The following is a 16750-nucleotide window of genomic DNA, read 5'->3' as shown; positions in this document are numbered from 1 at the left end:
ACTATATCTTTATAATCGCAGTATTTATGATGCTAATTCCACAGGAGCAAGCTGTTGCTCAACGTATGATTCCATCCGCTACGGATCTTGTTCCAGCAATTCCAGATGCCAAAGGCTTTGCGGGTATGTATGCCGGCTTTGTCGGCGATGAACTAGTTGCTGCCGGCGGAGCCAACTTTCCCGATAAGATGCCTTGGGAGGGTGGAAAGAAAATCTGGCACGATGTCATCTTTGTCTATTCTAAGCAGGCTGGCAGCTGGAGCCAATTGCCCCTTAAACTACCTAAGAAACTAGCCTATGGCATTACGGTTTCCTATAAGAACGGCCTATTATTATTTGGCGGATCCGAACAGGATAATGTCCCGTCCGCTGCCGTATATTACCTCAAAAAAGAAGGCCAATCCTGGCAGATCGAACAGCTGAGTCAGTCGCCGGAGGCCCTAGTGAATATGTGTGGATCCCGCGTTGGCGATCATGTGATCCTGGCTACGGGCTCTTCCGATCTTGCCGGCACGCCTGCCAGCAAAGTATTCTGTTACGATTTAAAAAAGAATAGCTGGCATCAATTGCCCGACCTTCCTGGTCAAGCCCGCATTAATGCGGTTAGCGCAACTAGCAAAGATTCCTTTTACGTATTCAGTGGCATTGCCTTACATAACGATGCTCAGGGGAAAACCATACGCACCATGCTGACCGATGCTTATCAGCTAGATTTTGGTGAAAAACCATACAGTTGGAAAAAATTACAAGATCTGCCTGTTGCTTTGGCCGCAGGACCTTTACAAGCCGCGAATTTAAACGATCAGCAATTTATCTTTTTTGGCGGGCTCGATCAGCAAACCGCCCAATATGCCGATCCGGCAACCCATCCTGGTTTTAAACCTGAAGTATGGGCTTATTCCATTGCCAAAAATCAATGGCGAGAAGTCGGTGTGCTACCGAAGAAAGAAATGCGCCTAACCCTGCCTTCGGTGCAGCATAAAAACATGTACTACCTCATCAATGGCGAGGTGGGCCCCGGTGTGCGCAGCAACAGTATCTTAAGTATAGATTTAAACAACCTTAAATAGCCTATCCATGAACTCATTTGACGAATCCAAAAAACTGTTAACCAGAGCCAGTAAAGTATTGGCAGGAGGGGTGTCATCCGAATTTCGAAAATATAACCACCCGCATGCGTTGTTTTACAAGGAAGCGAAGGGTAGCCAGATTACCGATGTAGATGGCAATACCTATTTAGATTTTACCTTAAGCCAGGGACCTTTAATTTTAGGACATTCCCACCCGCGGGTATTACAAGCCGTAAACAGCTATTCTGAAGAGGGACAGTTGTACGCCGGCCAACATATCCAAGAAATCGAATTGGCCGAAAAGATTGTCGAACTCATTCCATCGGCCGAGTTGATCCGTTTTTGCCTAGATGGTTCCGAAGCGGTGCAAACCGCCTTTCGGGTGGCTCGTGCAAAAACCGGGAAAAATAAGTTCCTCCGTTTTGAAGGGCATTATCACGGTTGGCTCGACAATGTCGCTTGGGGGATCTCCACGCCGGGCATAGAAGCTTTGGGCAGTCGGGAAGATCCGGCCTGCTTTGCCTGGTCGAAGGGGATTTCTCCTGATAGCCGCGCAGAATTTATTGTCCTGCCTTGGAATGACCTGGAATTATTAAAAGCCACGGTAGAGAAACACAAAGATGAGCTTGCGGCCATCATAACCGAGCCTGTAATGTGCAATAACGGTTGTATTGCGCCAAAGCCCGGATTCTTAGCCGGTATTCGTGAATTATGTAGCCAATATGGCATTGCCTTTATTTTAGATGAGGTCATTACCGGTTTCCGACTGGGTTTAGGCGGTGCGCAGGCCTATTATAACATTACGCCAGACCTCTCTATTTTTGCCAAGGCCATGGGCTCCGGCTATCCGATCAGTGCTATCGTCGGCAAGAACGAATGGATGGACTGCATTGCTAATTCAGAGGTCATCCATGCCGGCACCATGAATGCCAGTAACCCAACCATTGCGGCATCCTTAGCCACCATTCGTGTGTTAGAAGAAGAACAGCCTTACGAGCGCATGTTCCGCTTAGGGCAGCAATTGATGCAAGGCATAGCTGCCTCGGCTGAAAAACATGGTCAAAACCTGAAAGTATTTGGTTTAGGGCCGATGTTCGTGACGCTATTTACCGATCTAGATACATTAACAGACTACCGCGATACCCTGGCGGCCGACAAGGCCAAGCTGGGTAAGTTTATCGCGCGCCTGCAAGATCAAGGCATCCGCGTGATTGGCCGTGGCTTGTGGTACATCTCTGCGGTGCATACCGAAGCAGAAATCGAACAAGCCATCGAAGCTGTCGATCAGGTGCTTCGCGAATTTTAAACCTTAATTGCTCCATACCCCAAATAAACTAACCTTATGACCCTACCTACTGCATCCAGCTTAAAACCGAGCGCTTTCCGTTCCTGGCTAATCGTCGGCCTCCTGTTTATTATCGCCATGTTGAATTACATCGACCGGACCATGATTACCACCATGCGAACCTCCATTGTCGATTCCATCCCCATGAGCGATGCTGAATTTGGATTGCTAACGGCGGTGTTTCTGTGGGTTTACGGCATCTTTAGTCCTTTCGCCGGTTACCTGGCCGATCGCTATAGCCGTAGCAAGGTCATCCTGTTTAGTCTATTTGTATGGTCATTAGTCACCTGGATGACCTCCTATGCTACTACGTTCAACGAGCTGTTGGTTACGCGGGCCTTAATGGGCATTAGTGAAGCCTGTTATATACCGGCGGCATTGGCCTTAATCATGGATTACCATAAAGGGCCAACACGATCTTTGGCCACAGGTATCCACATGGCCGGGATTATGCTTGGGCAAAGTCTAGGCTTCGTTGGTGGCTGGTTGGCCGAAAACCATACTTGGAATTATGCCTTTACCATCTTCGGTATATTCGGCATGTGCTATGCCGTCGCGATGCTGTTCTTAATTAGAGACGTGCCACAAACGGCGAGCAGTGAAGTTACACAGGCCGAACCAAAGCCCAAGTTTGGCGATTCCCTGCGGGTATTGCTCAAGAACCGATCTTTTATCTATATCGTCATCTATTTTGGCCTCATCAGTATCGTGGGCTGGCTAATTGTGGGCTGGTTACCTACCTATTTTCAAGAGAAATTTAGCCTCTCCCAAACCCAAGCAGGCGTTTATTCTACAGGGTATGTCTTTACCGCGGCCATCTTTGGGGTCTTGTTTGGTGGCATCGTGTCCGATTTATGGAGTAAGAAAAATGCCAAAGCACGCATCTATATGCCGGCCATTGGCTTCTTTATCGCTGCACCGGCCATATTTGTTGCCAATTATTCCATCGTGCTTTCCATCTCCATTGGCTGCTTTATCATCTATTCCTTTTGTAAGTCTTTTGTCGATACCAACACCATGCCTATTTTAAGTATGGTGGTCGATGAAAAATACCGCGCAACAGGCTATGGGATTTTAAATTTCTGCGGAACCCTGGTTGGGGGCTTAGGCTTATACTTTGGTGGCGCCTTACGCGACTCTAATATCAATTTAAGCGTGATTTTCCAGTTCGCATCTGTCCTCATTATTATAGCTGCCCTGGTGATGTTATTGATTAAACCCAACCCATTTTTATTAAAAAACAATAAGTAGACAAGGTAAGTACAGGACAGTTACCTAGCATCTATTTAGTATTATTGAATCATGAAAAGAAACGCAGTGCCTCTCTCGGGAGAAGCTGCCTTAAATAATCGGAATGTTAATCGACCTAAACCTAAACTCGATTAGAAAAATCCTGATTGCCTTTGTACTGCTTGTCAGTTTAACTTCTTCCTCCAACAAGGAGCGAAGCAAGGGCAATCCGGCTTTTCGAATCATCCACAACAACGACGGAACAGATGCCTTGGCCAATATGTGGTTCAATAAAAAGGCAAATCTTTCGCGCGCCGATATCAATCGTTATGTTGATATTGTCGCCGATACAAAAGTGGTCACCACCTACATGATGTGTACCGGTAGCGACTTTGTCTATTACCGATCTAAATACGAACGCCCTTTCGGCGATGATGTCAACGGTACATTAGGCTGTGAAGGCAATCCCGAACTGCGCGATGCTCTAAAACATTATTACCAGAATTTCCTTAGCCTGGAAAAGGAGGGAACCGATATTATCGATGCCTCCTTAAGTCGTGCAAAAGAACGTGGCATGGAAGCATTCATCACCTTTCGGGTGAACGACCTGCATTTTGCCGATACCAATAGCAATTGCCGGGTTTCTTATCCAGACTTTTGGTACAAAAACCCGCAGTATTATACGGGTGATGCCAGCCAGGGCATGAACTCGGCGCAAGCCTTGGATTTTACCCATCCGGAAGTTCGCACGCATAAGCTAAACCTGATTCGCGAGCAATTGGAGAAATATCAGCAGATTGATGGTTATGATCTGGACTTTATGCGCTTTATCGTCCTCTTTAAAACCGGCGATGGCCCTAAAAAAGCACCCTTGATTACTTCTTTTGTGCAGGAGGTGAAGCATATGGTCGATTCTGTTTCCAAAGCACGGGGCAAAAAGATTTTATTATCCGTTCGTGTTCCCATAACGGTGGAAGGCTGTTTGGAAAAAGGGCTGGATGTGAAGGAATGGTTACGCTTAGGCCTTATGGATTTCATTACGATAGGTGCGCATTGGCGCGGCGAAACCGCTACGCCGATCGCCAAGTTCAAGCAGGACTTCTTCCAGGGTAGCAAAAAGCGGATCCCGGTTTATGGTTCCATTGACGATGGCGGTTATCAGCCTCGGGAGTTCTTTTCCGATGGCATGTATAAAGGCATGGCATCCCATATTATGGGGCAAGGCGGCGATGGCTTATACCTGTTTAATTTTTACTTTACAAACAATGCTCAGGTCGATTATAGCAAATCGTTAAATGCCAGTGGTTTGGTAAACAGAACCCTATCACCACGTTTATTGGCTGAAATCGGAAACCCGAAAACCCTACAACAAGGCAATAAGATCTATTGCGCCTCCGATGGGGTAACCAATGCCTATGGCGTGTTGCAGGTTGCCGATTTACCCATGGCTTGTGGCAATGGCAAGAAGAGTAAAATTGGCCTATTTATCGGCGACCCATTAACGGCACAAAAGCCACAAAAGCAATTATTGTTTTTAAGAACCGATAAGCAAGCGCGTATGGAGGTGGACATGAATGGTGTCAGGCTCCAAGCCTTGGACAAGCAATTGGCGAAAGATTACGATCGTATGCATGGAATGCAAGAAGGCGAGGATATGCAGGTTTTTGAAATTCCGACCGCGGCGCTTAAGTCAGGCGGAAATGAAATTGCTGTGGTATCGAAAGCTGGGGTCTTTGTGGTCAAGCGCGCAGAAGTCGCCTTGCAATATGGCGATGTTAATCAATACGGTTATTTTTAATTAAATATAAGATACGTTTTTGTTTCAATCATGTGATGTTTATCGGCTGCTAATCCCCTTAGTCAGCCGATTTTTTTTGTCCATTTGTCCTAGCCAGTAATAAGCCGATTTGCTTGGCCGTTCGGCTTAAATTTACCTTCGTGTGCAATAGGGCTGCCGTCAGGTTTTCCGGCTGGCTGCCAATCGCCAACAGCATACTGAAATAGGCTTGCAGTTTCAAGGAGATGTGCTGCGGAATCTTGCCGGCCAAGCCAATGGTCGGAATCCCTTTGTCTTTCGCATAGCCCGCAACCACCAGGGGAGCCTTGCCTTCCAGCGATTGGCTGTCTATGCTGCCCTCACCCGTAATCAGCAGGTCGGTCTTGGCTAAGGCAGCTTCAAAACCAGTAATCTTACAGAAATAAGCTGTTCCTTTTTCCATTTTCGCCTTAAACCAAACGGCAAAACATGCGCCTAAGCCTCCTGCAGCGCCGCCCCCGATGATAGCATTGAGATCTTCGCCCAAGGCCTCTTGGCTAAGTTTCGTGAAATGACTTAAAAAATCTTCTAAAAGTTCCACATCGGCTTCCGAGGCTCCTTTTTGGGGGCCGAATACGGCAGCAGCGCCGGCTTCTCCTAATAATTTATTTTCTACATCACATAAAATGGTAAAACGACAATCTTGTATGCGGGTTTTAAAGGCGCTGGCATCCAAGCTATCCACCTCCTTAAAGTTGGCAGGGCTAGCCTGTAGGGTTTGTCCGTCTTTTCCTTTGAATATCACACCCAAAGCCTGTAATAGGCCAATACCGCCATCAACCGTCGCCGAACCACCCAGGCAAATAATGAAATCCTGAACGCCTGCTTCTATATTGTGCAGGATAAGTTCGCCTAAACCATAGCTGCTGGAGTTTATCGGGCTTTGGATAGCCCCTTGAATAGACTTGAAACCGGAAGTCTCAGCAACCTCAATGATGGCCGTTTTCAAATCTGCAATAAAGCCATATTGCGCGTCCGTGGGTTGGAGATAGGCGCCCTGAACCTGCTTTTTTTTCATTTCCCCTTCCAAATGCTTGGTCAGCAGGTAGGAGGTATGGTCTCCGCCATCGGCAATAGGAAACTTCCGGATTTGTGCCGGGAGCTTACTTTCCTGTAATCCCGCTTCAATGGTATCGGCAACTTCTTCCGCCGTTAGGCTGTTTTTAAAACTATTGGGGGCAATTAATATTTGTAGCATCTGCAATTATATTGAACGTACTTTAGCGGTATACTTCCGGGTTTAAACAGGTAGGCATGGGCTTGCCTTCCACGAAAGCAACGATATTGCGGGCAGCGGTGCTCGCCATGCCGCTGCGTGCTTCCAGCGTAGCCGAACCGATATGCGGCAATACGCAAACCCGCTCCAGCTTTAACAAAGGGGAATCGGGCGACATTGGCTCCGGATCGCTAACATCCAAGCCGGCACCCCACACTTGTCCTTCTTGCAAAGCCGTATACAGGTCGTCTTCTTGAATAAAGCCTCCACGTGCCGTATTCACAATAATCGAGGTCGGCTTCATTTGGGCAAAAACCTCCGCATTAAAGGTATGCTGTTGTTCAGGGGTATAATTTGCATGGATTGATAAGACGTCTGACTGCTGCAGTAATTCTTCAAAAGAAACATAACGCGCACCTAATTTTTCCTCCATCTCCGGATGTCGGTTGCGGTTATGATAGATAATGGGCATATCATAGGCCGCTTTACATTTTATAGCCATTTCATAGCCAATACGGCCCAGCCCAAATATGCCCAGCGTTTTGCCGTAGAGCTCTTGCCCTAAATTGGCAATGGGGTTGAAATATTTAAAGCGCACACCCACCCGCACCTGGTTGCTATGGAAGGATGCCAGCCGAGAAACCATCAGCATCAGCATAAAGGCAATGTCGGAGGTGGCCTTACTCAGCACATCCGGGGTATTGGATACGGGTATGCCACGTCGGCTGGCTTCGGCTAAATCGACCTGATCATAGCCTACAGAAAATAAAGATACCGCCTTCACGGAAGGGCATAGGTCGAAAAATTGCCCATCAATTTTAAAAGCGCCAATATTTAAAATGGCATCGCATTGCTGGCAATAGCTTATCCATTCGTCATAACTCAGTTCAGGCTTTTCCGGCATTAGGAGGTCAATATCTGGGCGCGCCAGAATTTGCATGCCAGCCTCAGGAATTAACTTGTTGATAAAGATTTTCATCGCGGTTGTTTTAAGGTTGAAGCGATTCTTGCTGCTGTAAGTTACGAAAAATCAAAGGGAAATAGGGAAGAAAGGTAATTTGCAAAGAGCTGCTTTTGTGTAGATCCATTGTAGACCCCTTTCACTTCCCTTTCAAACCCCAATCACTCCCCTTTGGGAAGGGGAGTGATTGGGGAGATATTAGATGTGAGATTTGAGATATGAGAGGAGTTAATAATAGTTTTGTTATCAGTTTGTTATCGCCCTGTCATGGTGAGCGGAGTCGAACCACGAACCACGAACGATTGGTACGTCAATGCAATCTTTCTTACCTAACAGCTTTATTAATAGTGTTATATATAGATAAGCTTTGGTAAACATGTCATTGATAACTACCAATAATAAAGTTATTTAAATTACTGTAAATCAATTTGATTGCATTGACGTACCAGTCGTTCGACTCCGCTCACGATGACAGCACGGTTAGAAATCGACACGAAAAAATCGCGCAAAAAAAAGCGCAAAAAAAATCCTGAAGTTGGGAGCTTCAGGATTTTTACCAAACCAATTATTAACCTAAATTATGAAATTTCTTTTCTTTCTAACTCTAACGCAAAGCGAGTGCCTTTCGTTTCATGAATAACTGGAATTAACATATTTTAACAATACCTTATCGATTGTCGATAAAAGTGATTGGCTTTCGTGATAATGGATTAAAAATTACCTGCTGCAAGCTGCTTTCTGGCTCAAAACTGATCTGCGGACTGACACGAAGGCGGGCGCGGAAATAGTCTTTCAGTTTGGCGGCGAATTCTTCCGATTCGTCCGTGGCATAGAGGCGAATTAGGATTTCATCGGTGCCAATATCGTTGGATGAAATTTCGATCAGGTGCAGCTTCACTTCTTTAAAGTGGGCTACGGCATCGTGCATGGCCGGCGGGTACAGGGTGGTGCCCTTGTACTTTATCATCTGTTGCTTTCGGCCTTCTACAGGGCCCAGGCGGTAGGTGCTGCGGCCACAGCTGCAGGCTTCAGCATGCTTGCGTACTAAATCGCCGGTTTTAAAGCGCAGTAGGGGCATGGCCTCAATGCCTAGCGTGGTAATTACCAATTCGCCCAGTTCGCCATCGGCGACCGGCTGTTCGTTTTGATCGAGAATTTCCGTGATAATCAGCTCCGGATGTTGGTGTCCGCCTTGGAAAGCTTCACATTCAGTAAAGGCGGCACTCATTTCTGTGGAGGCATAGGTAGAATAAAGGGCAAGAGGCCATTTTTCTTGAATGCGGCGGGCCAGCAGCGTGGGCTGCAGGTCGGCAGTGCGTAAAGCTTCGCCAATGCAAATAATGCCTTTAATACCCGATTCGCGGTAGTTTATGCCATTTTCCTCCGCGTATTCAATCATTTTCAAGATGAAGGAAGGTACGGCAATCAGAAATTGGGGTTTGTAGCGCAGAATGGAGTCCCATTGCAAGGGCGGCACCCCTGCACCTACACGTATAATGCCGGCCCCCAGCTTTCGCAAGCCTAGAAAATAGGCCATGCCTGCCATAAAGCGTCGGTCTATGGTAGTCATTAGTTGCACTAAATCTCCTTTTTGTACGCCAGCACAGGCGAAAGACAGCATTTCATTATAGGCTAGGCGATCCAAATCCTTATCGGTTAAGCCGAAGGTCACCGGGTCACCTAGGGTACCGGAAGTGGTTGAATAATCCCGTATTTCCTGTTTTGGAACACAGAGGAAGTCATCATTAAACTGTTGCAGGTCCGTTTTTGAGGTCGTTGATATCTTTTGCAGATCCGTAATACACTGGATGGTATCAAATTGAATATTTTCCGCTTTCAACTTCCGCTGGTAAAAGGGCGAATGCGCCATCAGGTAGGCGATTTGCTTTTGTAGCAATTCGTTTTGAAAGTGTTCTATGTCTGCTCTACTGGCTTTTTCAATGGCTGGAATCATACTTTTTCTTCGCTTTAAGGCGTTTTTTATCGAGGTTTTTGCGGTTCTTATCCGAGCTTATTTCCTTGCTGCCTGCAATTTCGTAATAATGAAGCGCCTTTTCCCAATCTTTCTGCGAATAATAATAGTCGCCAAGCAGCGAATGGGTCAACCATAGGTTGGGGTTCAGCTGTTCAAAGTTATGGCATAGGTCATTGGGCAGTTCTTTTTTAGTTTGGATCGCCCTTTCAATCTGGGGCTTGAGCTGCTTAAAATGCCGGTAGTTTTGGAAAAGCGGGCTGTGGATGAGGCTATCGGCAGGTATGGTCAGCTTAGCATCGGGTTCGGCGGCTTGCTGTTGTTCAAAGATGGCCTTGAGGTCATACGCATCGAATGCACCCAATTGGTAGGGGCTGTTTGATACCCACATGTGTAAGCTGCCGGGTTTAAAGATAACTGCATGGTGAGCCATAAGCTGGTTCAGCGATTTCTCGTTACCTAGGCCTATATCTTTGCCCTGCAATCCGCTGATATCTCGTAAATGCTGCGCCACTTCTATTTGGTTGTAAGGCTTGGCCTTTGGGAAAAGTTCGTGCAATTTTTCCAAGCGGTATTGGCTATGCGTCTCTAATCGATGGGCGTTGTTTCGTTTATCTTTACTGTAGTTGGTGGACTGGAAGTGGTTGGTACAAAACAAGATGCCATTTCCCACTTCATACACATCAAAATTCTTCGGGCTGATTTCTATACTCACGGCTCGATTATCCTGTGCCGAACCAATCAAAAGAGATTCCGCAATAAATACATCAAAGGTTTTTGCTAAGGCAATGGCCTCTTCAATATTTTGGGCATGCTGCAAGATGCTTCTGGAAACAAGGGATATGGGCGTCTTTCCTTTGAGCGGGATGTTCGATTTACTGGCATTGATGCTAATGCTGAGTCCTTTTTCATTCATGCCCGATACGACGCCAATCATGCCAGGCCAGGAAACGGCGGCATATTGGTAGCCCTCCGCAGGCTTTACAAATTCCACTAGTTTGTGTTTGGCAAAGTCGGCATTGATATAGAAATCGAAGTTGCGCCCTATGAGTAGCTGCCCGTCTTCGGTATATTGATCCCAAAGGGCAACCGAGGAGCAACCAACCAGCATGAGGTCTTGCAGGGCATGGCCGATGTCGTGGGCGCCATGAAGCAATAAGGCCCGTTCGTATTTACTGCCTACCCAATCGAAATCCTGATTCGCGACCCGGGAGAGTCCAAATATTTCCTGCCTGTAGGGCAGGGGAATGTCTTCTAAGATATCGCGCAAGTACCATTTCAGGAACTTGATCAGAAAGCGTTGGCGCCCAGGTTTGGGAATAAAGGTTTCCACCTGTTGAAAGAAGGCCTTTTCTTGAAATTGATACAGGTCTTTGGTTAATACCCCGCGTTTATAGCCGAGTTCGAAGGGATTTCCCTGCACTTGCAACTGCCAATTGCCGTGGGGCGACTGGCTGAGGCGATCTTGCGCCGTCAAATGTACCTTGCTGCTGTCGAAGGCTTTTTTAAATGCGGTGGTTTCCTGCTTCAGGTGCCGCACGCTGCGACAGCCGGAAAACAGCAGAAGTATACCTAGGAAGACCAAGTATTTAGGCATGGACACCCTCCTGTATCAAGGGGTCAAACAGTTCATCCCGACCAATGATTTCTGCGGCACATAAAAAACCAGTAATGGTAACTCCCAATAGGCCATGGAGCCGCACATCCTGTCCACTTAAAAACAGGTTTTTGATTTTAGTTTTTGGCGAAATCATACTGCCTAATGCATTGCTGGCGGACTTCTCAATGCCATACATGGCGCCTGATTTGCTACCGATATAATCCCGATAGGTTAGTGGAGATGAAGTGTAGATGGATTTTATATGTTTCTTACAGTTAGGGATATATGTTTCAAGGATATCGATCATTTCGGTGGCAATAGCCTGTTTCAACTCGCTGTAGCCTTGGCCGCGTTCTCCTGGATTTTTTACGGTGTTAAAGCTTTCTGCCCAAGGGGCAAACTGCTTGCAGTCCATATAGCTCAACATGGAAATATTGTTGGCATAGTCTTGATTGGGCAGGGTTGGGCTGCAGGAAATCATCATGGACTTGGGCCGATGGCCGGTCCAGTTGTGCTGATAGCCAAAGCAATCTTCCGCTTGTTCAAAGTAGAAAATATTATGTTTGAAATAAGGGATGCTCTCTGGCTTTAATACTAGATGTGTAGAAAAGACGGAGGGCCCCTCTTTTAAGCCTTCTATGCGCTTAACGTAGGGCTTGCGGCGCTGGTGTCCATCGAAAAGCTCAAAGAGCCTTAAAACGCTTATATTCGATATGAAATGCTCGGCTTGGTATTTATAGGCTGCTGTTTCGCAGCTCAGGAGTATCTCGCCATCGAAATGTAGCTGCTCGACTTCCTGATGGCTATACAGTTTTGCGCCATGCAAGCGTAATTGCTTGGTTAGGGCTTTGGTAATTTGGCTGCCCCCCTTTAGGCAGCGCCAGGCACTTTGGATATAGGAATTGATGGTAAGGGCATGCACATAGAAGGGGCTATCGGCATGTAGGCCATATAAAAATCCATTGCCCAAGAGCACGGCCTGCAATTTGCTATTCTGGGTAAGGGACTGGATAACCTCCAAACAAGTATGGCCCATCAGGGCTGCGGGATAATCGAAGTTTTTCTCCAGATTGTATAGTGGAAAAGCAGCGCAATAGTACTTTATGCTGTCAATATACCTGCCGATGGCTTGTTTTTCTGCGGGAAAGCGCTGGCTGAGTTGTTCGATAAAATTGCTATAGCCCTGGGCTTGTGGGTAGGCAATGGGGTCGTCTTTAAAGCGAATGACATCGAATTGGTCGGGATTCATTTGTTCAAATTCAAGGCTGTCCAAGATGCCTAGGTGCGACCAATAACGGTTCAAGTTTTGTCCTGCCGCTAAGCCACCGATATAATGTACACCGGAGTCAAAGATCTCTCGGTCGCGAACGAAAGTTTGCAGATTGCCGCCAAATTGGTTGTTTTTCTCCAGCACAGCCACTTTCTTGCCAGCTTTGGCAAGCAGCAAGGCCGTAGTCAAACCGCCTAAGCCACTCCCCATGACCACTACATCAAATTGCCGCGTTTCTTTCATTCCGTGCATAAATTAGCAGGTTTTCTTCCTCATGCTTCAAGTGGAAATCTACGAATTCTTTCCGGAAGCTACAGCAGAGCACAACGATTTCCTGGATATGTGCAGGTATTGCAGCGTTGAAATCGGCCAAGTGAGAAAGGATGAGGGTATCTTTTTTCGGCCATAATTCCGCTGGATCTTGCACATAGCTGAGCTGGAACTTCTGCGTGATGTAGCTAGATCGGGCGATGTCGGCATGCGCTTCTTCAGGCAGGTAGCTGCTTATTTTTCGGGTAGGAAATTGATGGACTAAGAGAAAATCCACCTGTCCATAATCCCCACTGATATGGGCAATCTTTGCTTTATCGCTTATTCGTTTAAATAATTGATAATATGTATCTTTATGTTTTTTGAAATCAACTTTTACTTGATGTAAAATATCGCCTTCGTGGTAGCGGTAATTCAGGAAAAGTTTCTTTTTAAAATAACTGGCATCTTCATTTTTCAAGCGAATCTGTTTGAAGTTTTCTCGGAAAAAGGCGACCATGTTTTTAGCTTTTTGATGGGTGTTTGTGCCGAAGCGCGTGTCCTGTGGATCGATTGGTTCGCCCACATGGATATGGCAGATGCCATCATAAATGATGAAATCTCCCTTCGGTAAGCTGTCGGCATTGCCATGCAGGTAGACCGGAGTTATCGGTAGATTTAACTCTTGAGCCAATAAAAAGGCGCCTTTATGAAAGCGATGGATCTCGGAGGTTGTCGATCGGGTTCCTTCCGGGAACACCGCTAAGGAGAACTCCTGGCCAATGCGTTGCTGTAAATTCGGGATATGGGCTTCCAAGCCGGCAGAGGTAGGGAAGAAGTCTAAAAAGCGAACAGCACGGCCAAATATAGGTGAATTATAGACCCAGTCGTTCACCAAAAAGACAAGCTTGTAATACACCATGGCAATACTCAGGCTGTCTAAGAAGGAGCTGTGATTGGCAATAAATACAGTTTGCGGGGCTTTATGGAAGTTATCGGCATGGAAGACTCGTTTCTGGACTTGGAGTTTCAAATAAAGCACCGATCGCATGTAGGCAGACAGCAGCTTGGCAAAGAACAATTGCTTGCGTGTTTTGGAGATCGGGAGGATATGGGTGATGCTTCGGATAAAAACCGATACGAAAATGCTGGCAAGGGCAAAGTATCCGAACAAGAAAATGGCTTGGAGCAATAGCCCGAGGGTAATCGGCGACAATCCTTTTTTAATTCTGTTGAAAAACAGGAATTTGTATAGGATGGGATAAAGTACAAATGTAACTAAAACGGCGACGGATACACCGATGAGGGCAATGGAAGAAATGGAGCGTAAGGCCGGATGCTGCGCAAATATCAAGGCCCCGATGGCCAAGATGGTGGTGAGTACCGCCAAGATAATCGAGGTGCGGTAGATCGGCATTTCGTTCTTTCCATAGCTGTATTCCTTTTGCAGCGCAGAGGTCATGAAAATACTAAAGTCTATACCATGGCCAAACACCAAAGTACAGACGATGCTGCTGAATATATTGAACGGCACCTGCAATAGGCCCATTAGGCCTGCGGTGATAAATCCGGTGAGGGCAATCGGGATGGCAGCCACAATAACCAGTTCGATACGCTTATAGAAGACAAACAGGATGAACAGCACCGCCACAAAGGAATAGCTGACTAAGCTGTTGAAATCATTGATCAGAAAGCTGAGGTATTGCTCGTTTAAGGCTTGGCGGTCTACCAAAAGCATAGGCTTATCGGCCATAAAGGCTTCGAATGTTTTAGCAAATTGATCCCGGTCTTTTGGCGCTAAGTTGACTAAGGTAGAAAGGATGCTTTGCTGACTTTTTCCATGCACAAACTCCCGGTAGAATTGTTCGTTAAAGACTTTAATTGAATCTAGGTTTACCCTTGAATGTTTGCTCGTTAAAGATTGATAGAAGGGTAGGTGGGTCTGGTCCATAAAACCCTTGGAGCTGCTTTCTTTTTCTAGGTTATCTATGGTGTTTTTTACTTTTTCGGCTGTCCAGAATTGCTGCCAACGGGCTAATGCGGCTGCTTGTTTTTCGGGGCTAGGCACCAACTGATTGATGGATTGGTATTGCAGGTCTAGCTTTGCGCTTTTTAGCTTTTGCAATAGAACCTCATTTTGCTTTAAGGCCTCCTCTTGGCTGTTGGCATAGGTAACCAGGAAAAGGGATTTCTGATTTTCCTGCCCTTGATTGAGGATCTTTTCGGCTTCTTGCTGATCCTGCGGGATGTAGTTGATCTTGCTCAGGTCGCCATCAAAACGAACGCGATGGTAGGTAAAGAGGCTAATGATGAGCAATAGCAAGGATAGCCCAATTAGACCTTTGTTTTTCTCGAAAGGATAACGCGCAATGCGATCGATGATATGCGCCTGTTTTATGTTTCCGCCCTTGTAGATATGCGGGAGGATGATTAAGGTAAATAGAGCCGTTGCTACCACCGCTATGCTGGCAAATATACCCAAGTCTACCAAAGCCTCAGAACGCACGAATAAAAGGCAGAGAAAGGCGATGGCCGTGGTGCTGCTGCTCATGAGTAAGGGCCTGGAGACATCCTTGAACAGCTGCTTTTGGTTTTGGCTGCCCTTGGAATGTGTGAGGTAATGCAATGCGTAGTCGATGGTAATGCCTATCAGAATGGCAGAGATGGACAGGCTAATGGCTGAAATCTCCGATTTGATAAAGTATAAGCAGATTAAACCGAATAGCCCACCGAAGACGGAGGGGAGCATTACTATGAGCGGTACCCAGCAACTGCGGTAGTAGAAAATAAGCAGCAACATCAGTAAGCTGACCGAGATAACGATGGTGTAGAGGATGTCCTGCTTAATTTGCTTGGCATTGGCCACGGCAATAAAAGGGGAGCCAAAATAACGGGTTTCTATCTGCGGGAACTCAACTGCTAATTGCTGTTGCAGGCTTCGTAGGCTGTCAACAAAGACTTCATTGTGTTTGGTTTCTGTTCCTGAGTATTTGGGGTTTATGAAAAGAAAAAGCTTGCTTTTGTCTTTCGAAAATAAAAAGCCGTCTTCAAAGCTGTAATCGCTGTTTCCTTGGAATTGTTGTAATTTCTTTAAAGCCAAGAAGGACAGCTGTAGCGGGTCTTGGATGATGATATCTTTCATGAAGCCGGCAGACATTCCCGTTAGGGTTTGGTAATTGCTTTCGACTTGCGTGCGGATGCTATCGGCCTGAATCTTCTGTTCGATGGCTTGGTAATCGGCCTCCTCTAAATAGATCGGTAAATGCCTATTGATAAATTGGAAGGAGCTATTAAAGAGTTCCTCATCCAAGTTTCCCTGTACGGAGAGGTAATAGTCTTGATAAGCCGGTAAACTATCGAGAAAGGCTTGTGCCGCATCGCTGAGCTGTTCCGTACTGCTGCTGTCCTTTTTACTGAATATAACCGCTATTTTATCGGTAAAGGCCAGTTGACTGATGATGTTGCTGGCTTTCGCCTTGTCTTCATCGAGGGGAATAACCTTATTGATATCCTCGTTAAACTGGATTTGCTTGATGACCGCCATACTGCCCAGCAGGAATAATATGGCGAAGAGCAAAGCCAGCCTCGGGTGCTTCTGTATCAGTTTGTATAGGAAATAAAAGCTATTCGACATGCGTATCGGGTTTCCGTTTTGCTCGTTTCAAGACCAGGTAGGTAATGCCCCCAATGGTCAGCGAAGCAAAAATAGCTAAAAGAAAACTGCCAACCACATATTGGAGGAGGTGAATTTTGATTAAGTCCATGTCGATGTGTTCGAAATCAAAGGGAATATCCCGTGCCGATGGGATGGCATAGCCGCCGAGGAGCAGCGATAGCCAAACGATCAAGGGAATAAAGGGTGGAATACTGATGTTGGAGCCTAGAAAGGCCAGGGCCTTGTTCCATTTCAGGGCAGCAGCCAAGGCCAGGCATAAGAAGGTTTGAAAACCCCAAGCCGGTATAATGCCTATAAATACCCCTAAAGCAATCGATAGGGCCTTAATTTCTGGAGAATCCTGCG

General features: G+C 46.4%; 11 protein-coding genes. 4 read left to right on the top strand and 7 right to left on the bottom strand.

The window, feature by feature from the left end; all coding sequences use genetic code 11:
- Window positions 1-26 precede the first annotated feature (26 nt).
- The 4 genes from GQF63_RS11075 to GQF63_RS11060 all read left to right on the top strand — a co-directional run bounded on the left by GQF63_RS11075 (window position 27) and on the right by GQF63_RS11060 (window position 5443).
- The gene (locus GQF63_RS11075) at window positions 27-1070 is read left to right on the top strand and encodes a DUF1668 domain-containing protein (protein WP_160369295.1); all 1044 of its coding nucleotides are present in this window, start codon (window positions 27-29) and stop codon (window positions 1068-1070) included.
- A 7-nt stretch (window positions 1071-1077) separates the two neighbouring features.
- Window positions 1078-2376 carry an aspartate aminotransferase family protein gene (locus GQF63_RS11070; RefSeq protein WP_160369294.1) on the top strand — a complete coding sequence of 433 codons (1299 nt, stop codon included), beginning with the start codon at window positions 1078-1080 and terminating at the stop codon, window positions 2374-2376.
- A gap of 36 nt (window positions 2377-2412) precedes the next feature.
- The gene (locus GQF63_RS11065; protein WP_160369293.1) at window positions 2413-3666 is read left to right on the top strand and encodes an MFS transporter; all 1254 of its coding nucleotides are present in this window, start codon (window positions 2413-2415) and stop codon (window positions 3664-3666) included.
- Window positions 3667-3769: 103 nt separating this feature from the next.
- Window positions 3770-5443 carry a glycoside hydrolase family protein gene (locus GQF63_RS11060; protein ID WP_160369292.1) on the top strand — a complete coding sequence of 558 codons (1674 nt, stop codon included), beginning with the start codon at window positions 3770-3772 and terminating at the stop codon, window positions 5441-5443.
- Between the two features lie 58 nt (window positions 5444-5501).
- Here the strand turns inward: GQF63_RS11060 and GQF63_RS11055 are convergent, their stop codons facing one another.
- From GQF63_RS11055 to GQF63_RS19670, 7 genes are all read right to left on the bottom strand, one after another.
- On the bottom strand, window positions 5502-6659 hold the full coding sequence (locus GQF63_RS11055; protein ID WP_160369291.1) for a glycerate kinase family protein: 1158 nt from the start codon (window positions 6657-6659) through the stop codon (window positions 5502-5504).
- A gap of 22 nt (window positions 6660-6681) precedes the next feature.
- On the bottom strand, window positions 6682-7656 hold the full coding sequence (locus tag GQF63_RS11050) for a 2-hydroxyacid dehydrogenase (RefSeq protein ID WP_160369290.1): 975 nt from the start codon (window positions 7654-7656) through the stop codon (window positions 6682-6684).
- A 649-nt stretch (window positions 7657-8305) separates the two neighbouring features.
- Window positions 8306-9592 (bottom strand): flexirubin biosynthesis putative acyl-CoA ligase FlxY, encoded by a 1287-nt coding sequence (flxY, locus tag GQF63_RS11045; RefSeq protein ID WP_160369289.1) that lies wholly within the window; start codon window positions 9590-9592, stop codon window positions 8306-8308.
- Window positions 9576-11207 carry a C45 family autoproteolytic acyltransferase/hydrolase gene (locus tag GQF63_RS11040; protein ID WP_160369288.1) on the bottom strand — a complete coding sequence of 544 codons (1632 nt, stop codon included), beginning with the start codon at window positions 11205-11207 and terminating at the stop codon, window positions 9576-9578. The genes flxY and GQF63_RS11040 overlap by 17 nt, the downstream gene beginning before the upstream one ends.
- Window positions 11200-12732 carry a phytoene desaturase family protein gene (locus GQF63_RS11035; protein ID WP_160369287.1) on the bottom strand — a complete coding sequence of 511 codons (1533 nt, stop codon included), beginning with the start codon at window positions 12730-12732 and terminating at the stop codon, window positions 11200-11202. The genes GQF63_RS11040 and GQF63_RS11035 overlap by 8 nt, the downstream gene beginning before the upstream one ends.
- On the bottom strand, window positions 12701-16363 hold the full coding sequence (locus GQF63_RS11030; protein ID WP_160369286.1) for an MMPL family transporter: 3663 nt from the start codon (window positions 16361-16363) through the stop codon (window positions 12701-12703). The genes GQF63_RS11035 and GQF63_RS11030 overlap by 32 nt, the downstream gene beginning before the upstream one ends.
- Window positions 16353-16718 carry a DUF2062 domain-containing protein gene (locus tag GQF63_RS19670; protein WP_343031041.1) on the bottom strand — a complete coding sequence of 122 codons (366 nt, stop codon included), beginning with the start codon at window positions 16716-16718 and terminating at the stop codon, window positions 16353-16355. The genes GQF63_RS11030 and GQF63_RS19670 overlap by 11 nt, the downstream gene beginning before the upstream one ends.
- Window positions 16719-16750: the final 32 nt, after the last annotated feature.

Source organism: Sphingobacterium humi, assembly GCF_009768885.1.
In the GTDB taxonomy this organism is placed as follows: Bacteria; Bacteroidota; Bacteroidia; order Sphingobacteriales; family Sphingobacteriaceae; genus Sphingobacterium; species Sphingobacterium humi.
The sequence above is the reverse complement of the archived record's forward strand: the minus strand, read 5'-3'. Positions and strand labels throughout refer to the sequence as shown.

Excerpts from the sequence above, each read along its gene's own strand:
- GQF63_RS11075 (WP_160369295.1), top strand. The coding sequence starts at position 27 with ATGATGCTAATTCCACAGGAGCAAGCTGTTGCTCAACGTATGATTCCA.
- GQF63_RS11070 (WP_160369294.1), top strand. The coding sequence starts at position 1,078 with ATGAACTCATTTGACGAATCCAAAAAACTGTTAACCAGAGCCAGTAAA.
- GQF63_RS11065 (WP_160369293.1), top strand. The coding sequence starts at position 2,413 with ATGACCCTACCTACTGCATCCAGCTTAAAACCGAGCGCTTTCCGTTCC.
- GQF63_RS11060 (WP_160369292.1), top strand. The coding sequence starts at position 3,770 with ATGTTAATCGACCTAAACCTAAACTCGATTAGAAAAATCCTGATTGCC.
- GQF63_RS11055 (WP_160369291.1), bottom strand. The coding sequence starts at position 6,659 with ATGCTACAAATATTAATTGCCCCCAATAGTTTTAAAAACAGCCTAACG.
- GQF63_RS11050 (WP_160369290.1), bottom strand. The coding sequence starts at position 7,656 with ATGAAAATCTTTATCAACAAGTTAATTCCTGAGGCTGGCATGCAAATT.
- flxY (WP_160369289.1), bottom strand. The coding sequence starts at position 9,592 with ATGATTCCAGCCATTGAAAAAGCCAGTAGAGCAGACATAGAACACTTT.
- GQF63_RS11040 (WP_160369288.1), bottom strand. The coding sequence starts at position 11,207 with ATGCCTAAATACTTGGTCTTCCTAGGTATACTTCTGCTGTTTTCCGGC.
- GQF63_RS11035 (WP_160369287.1), bottom strand. The coding sequence starts at position 12,732 with ATGCACGGAATGAAAGAAACGCGGCAATTTGATGTAGTGGTCATGGGG.
- GQF63_RS11030 (WP_160369286.1), bottom strand. The coding sequence starts at position 16,363 with ATGTCGAATAGCTTTTATTTCCTATACAAACTGATACAGAAGCACCCG.